The organism is Rahnella perminowiae (assembly GCF_019049755.1).
Taxonomy (GTDB): domain Bacteria; phylum Pseudomonadota; class Gammaproteobacteria; order Enterobacterales; family Enterobacteriaceae; genus Rahnella; species Rahnella perminowiae.
Genome location: NZ_JAFMOS010000317.1, coordinates 1 through 4,545 on the forward strand (window position 1 = coordinate 1; position 4,545 = coordinate 4,545).

Here is a 4,545-nt window from a genome sequence, read left to right on the forward strand (position 1 = left end):
CATTTTTTCTCCTTCTTTTTATGCTTTAAAAAATACATTTAATTTCATGCAATCCTTTGTTTTTAAAGGTTTTTTCTCCTTCACTAAGCGAAATGTAGATAATACAAACCAGCGGTATGCTAAAACAAACGCTTGCCGGAGCAGGACCAGGGCGTGGCATAATAAAGGTGACTACTCACCTCCCCGCACGCTAACGAAGGACAGACCGTGTTTCGCCAGGAAGCGATTGATAATCAGAAAATGAAATGGCGTGGCCGGGCGCTGCTCCTCCCTGGAATTCCGTTCTGGGTCACTGCGTTATTATGTCTTTTGTTTATTACAATCTTCCTCACCTTTGTCATCGCCGCAAATTACACCCGCAGAGTCAACGTGACCGGCGAGATCAGCACCTACCCGCGCGTGGCTAACGTCTATTCCGCCGTTCAGGGCGTGGTAGTCAAAGAATTTGTCACGGAAGGACAGATAATCAAGGCTGGGACTCCTATCTATCAGATAGATGTGAGTAAAAGTACCCGCAGCGGCGTGGTCAGCGATAACCAACGCCGGGACATCAATAATCAGCTTGAACGCATTTCACAAATCATCAGCCGGCTGGACAGCAGTAAACAAGACACTGTCGGGATGCTGGAGAAACAAAAGGCCCAATATATCGCCGCTTTCCAGCGCTCCAACGACATACTCCGGCGTGCTGAGGAAGGACTCCGTATTATGAAAGAGAATATGGAGAACTACCGGCAATATCAGACAAAGGGGCTTATCAATAAGGATCAACTCACCAATCAGGTGGCGCTCTATTACCAGCAACAAAACAATCTGTTGGGCCTCACCGGGCAGAACGAGCAAAACGCCCTGCAGATCACTGCTCTTGAAAGCCAAATCCACACTCAGGCCGCTGAGTTTGATAACCAAATTTATCAGATGGAACTCCAGCGCTACGAACTGCAAAAAGAACTGCTCAATATCGATGCAGGCGGGGCAATCATCGTCCGCGCACTGGTTGACGGTCGCGTAGACTCTCTTAGCGTCACGGTAGGACAGATGGTCAACGTCGGCGACAGTTTGCTGCAAGTCATCCCACCCAATATTGATCATTACTCCCTGATACTTTGGGTACCTAATGATGCTATTCCCTATATTTCCACAGGCGACCGGGTCAACATTCGTTATGAAGCTTTTCCGGCGCAAAAGTTTGGGCAGTTTGCCGGCACGGTGTCAGTGATTTCGAAAGCACCGGCTTCATCTCAGGAAATGCTGACCTATCAGGGGGCCCCGAAAGCTGCTTTGACCTCGGCAGTCCCTTACTACAAAGTGATCGTCAGACCCGAAAAACAGACCATCATGTACAGTGGTAAACGTCTGAACCTGGAAAATGGTATGAAGGCGGAGAGCACACTATTTTTGGAAAAAAGGAAGATATATCAGTGGATGTTGTCACCGTTCTACGACATGAAACACAGCGCGTCGGGGCCGGTCAATGAATAGACTCTCTGTCAAGAAACTGCTCGGCCAGCTTGATATACGATTGCGGCAACGCGTGCCGCTAGTCCATCAAACGGAATCTTCTGAGTGCGGCCTCGCTTGCCTGGCGATGCTTTGCGGCCACTATGGTATGAATATTGATCTGATCGCACTGCGCCAGCAGTTCAACCTCTCGGCGCGTGGTACTACGTTGTCCGGTTTAACCGGTATGGCCGAACAACTGGGCTTGTCGTCACGCCCTTTGTCACTGGATATGGAAGATCTCGGTGCGCTAAAATTGCCATGCATACTGCACTGGGAGTTTAACCATTTTGTCGTTCTGGTGAGCGTCAGGCGTAATCACGTGGTCATACATGACCCCGCCCGGGGCCGCAGAATCATCAACATGGCAGAGGTGTCGCACAGTTTTACCGGCGTAGCACTTGAAGCCTGGCCAGGCGCTGCATTCAAAGCACATACCGTGCGGAAACGGCTCAGTCTGAGTACGCTGATGGGCAGCGTATATGGCCTTAAAGGTACGCTAGGCAAGATTTTTTGCCTGTCACTGGTGATTGAAACCATCAACCTTGTGATGCCGGTTGGTACACAACTGGTGATGGATCATGCGATCCCTGCAAGCGATCGCGGACTGCTGACGTTAATCTGCGCGGGGCTGTTATTCTTTATTCTGTTGCGGGCCGCAGTCAGCATGGTACGCGCCTGGTCTGCACTGGTCATGACGACGCTCATCAATGTTCAGTGGCAATCCGGGTTGTTTAACCACTTATTGAAGTTACCTCTGGGCTATTTTGAACGTCGCAAACTGGGGGATATCCAGTCACGTTTCGGATCGCTGGATGCATTGCGCAGCACCTTCACCGCCAGTATTGTCGGCGCCATCATGGACATGATTATGGTGGCCGGCGTGCTCGTGATGATGATTTTGTACGGAGGTTGGTTAACGTGGGTCGTCATGGCCTTCACCGCCGTGTATGTACTTCTCCGTCTGCTGACCTACGGTTATTACCGGCAGCTTTCAGAGGAGTCTTTGGTCAGAAATGCCCGTGCCGGTTCCTATTTCATGGAGACGCTGTACGGCATCGCCACAGTAAAAATGCAGGGGATAGCAGAAAGACGCAGTGCCCACTGGCTCAACCTCGAAATCGATACCATCAATACCGGGATCCGCGTTACGAAGATGGACATGCTGTTTGGCGGCATCAACACCTTTGTCTCAGCCTGTGATCAGGTGGTGATCCTGTGGCTGGGTACCAGTCTGGTAATAGACAACCAGATGACTATCGGTATGTTCGTTGCATTCGGCGCTTTTCGCGGGCAGTTTTCCGACAGAATTGGCTCACTGACCAATTTCCTGCTGCAATTGCGTATGATGAGCTTGCACAATGAACGCATTGCCGATATTGCCCTGCATCCGCAGGAAAATCGTAAGCCGGACATCCCTTATGAGGCTCGTTTACAACCCGTTTCGCTGGCAACACATGCATTGAGTTACCGTTATGACAGTCAGTCTCCACCCATTTTTAACGGGTTAGACATCACTATCGCGCCCGGAGAAAGTGTGGCTATTGTTGGGCCGTCCGGCTCAGGAAAAACCACCTTGATGAAGGTATTGTGCGGGCTGTTTTATCCTGATAACGGCAGGGTCGAGGTGAACGGTATCGATATTCAGCAGTTGGGTATCAATAACTATCATAAAATGATCGCCTGCGTAATGCAGGATGACAAGCTATTTTCCGGCTCCATCCGGGAAAATATCTGCGGCTTTGCGGACGAAGTGGATGAAGCCTGGATGCAGGAATGTGTCCGCGCCAGCTACCTGGATACCGTCATTAAGCAAATGCCCATGGGCTATGAAACCCTGATCGGTGAATTAGGAGAGGGACTGTCGGGGGGGCAAAAACAACGACTGTTCCTTGCCCGCGCGATTTACAAGAAGCCTGCCGTCTTGTTCTTAGATGAAGCGACCAGCGCGCTGGACAAGGAAAGCGAGGCGATGGTGAATCTCGCGATCAAAGCACTGGACATCACAAGGGTTATCATTGCGCACCGCGAGACAACGATAGCATCGGCAGACAGGGTGATTTATCTGGAATAAAGGTCTGTGTTTGCCGTGTGCAGTGAGTTGCCTGCCTGGGCTATCCGGACGGATCGGGGTCTGGATTCACCTCTCAGGATGTACTGCGAAGCGTGCGGTGATGGTCTTCCCGTATGTGTTCATCCGGCGTTTCGGCAGTATCCGCAAAGCCATTATGACTGTTAAAACCACCCCGATGAACCGGGGCTGATTTTATAAGGGTCATATCTTTTGCCATTGCACCGAAGGTGATGAAGATAAAAAGTACGGCAAAACTTAACCTTGGTTTCATGCATTTCTCCTCTTACTTCACAGTATGTCCTTATCCTAAAGTCCTCTGAGTAAAACTCCGTCAATACGCGTGAATTTTAATAACTTATCTGTAACACCATCCCAATGGCTGGGATATCAGTTGTCAAAGAATAATGAGTCGCTGGTCAGGTCCGGATGCCGAACCTGAACCGCCCTAAAACTAAAAACCGTGCCCCGTGAGTTCCCGTTTGTTAATTTTCACGGGCCGGGTCACGCTGTTATCCAGAATGATATGCCAGCAGCTACTGTTGGCCGAAGGCTGTAGCGTCATATGCCACCTTGCATCGCCACCCTCACCCGGACCTGCCTTCCGGTGAGGCCCGGCAATGACTTTCAGGGTTCCTCTGCAGTAGGCATTGTTCAACTGACTGTCCAGCCTGCAGGCTTTCTCTATCAGAACTGATGTATAGTTTTTGCTGAACCGTCCGTCTTTCTGCCAGTTGGTCGTCCAGTTGGCTAATGAAAAAGACATAGCTATCTCCAGTAGTGGCATTGCGATACGGAAGTATATCGAAATGCAGGTTATACAGGCCTGATGCAGTGACTCAGGTGTTGCAAAAATCGCAATGAATGATGTTAAAAAGTATTTTCTGCCTTCCATTAATGAAATCAGCAGTAGTAACAGTGAAAATTCTCTCGGATATTACCCTTCAAAATTCCAGTTTGATATTTTCTTACAC

The 4,545-nt window shown here is 49.8% G+C and carries 4 protein-coding genes; 2 read left to right on the top strand and 2 right to left on the bottom strand.

Annotated features, from left to right (window positions below):
• The first annotated feature begins 207 nt into the window (after nt 1-207).
• Together J1785_RS03120 and J1785_RS03125 are read left to right on the top strand one after the other, a co-directional pair.
• Complete coding sequence (locus J1785_RS03120) at nt 208-1,482, top strand: HlyD family secretion protein (RefSeq protein ID WP_129990997.1); 1,275 nt, start codon at nt 208-210, stop codon at nt 1,480-1,482.
• The gene (locus tag J1785_RS03125; RefSeq protein WP_217218784.1) at nt 1,475-3,574 is read left to right on the top strand and encodes a peptidase domain-containing ABC transporter; all 2,100 of its coding nucleotides are present in this window, start codon (nt 1,475-1,477) and stop codon (nt 3,572-3,574) included. The genes J1785_RS03120 and J1785_RS03125 overlap by 8 nt, the downstream gene beginning before the upstream one ends.
• A gap of 73 nt (nt 3,575-3,647) precedes the next feature.
• Here the strand turns inward: J1785_RS03125 and J1785_RS03130 are convergent, their stop codons facing one another.
• On the bottom strand, nt 3,648-3,845 hold the full coding sequence (locus tag J1785_RS03130) for a hypothetical protein (RefSeq protein ID WP_129953585.1): 198 nt from the start codon (nt 3,843-3,845) through the stop codon (nt 3,648-3,650).
• Between the two features lie 180 nt (nt 3,846-4,025).
• Entirely contained in the window at nt 4,026-4,337 is a 312-nt protein-coding gene (locus J1785_RS03135) for a hypothetical protein (protein WP_129953584.1), read from the bottom strand.
• Nucleotides 4,338-4,545: the final 208 nt, after the last annotated feature.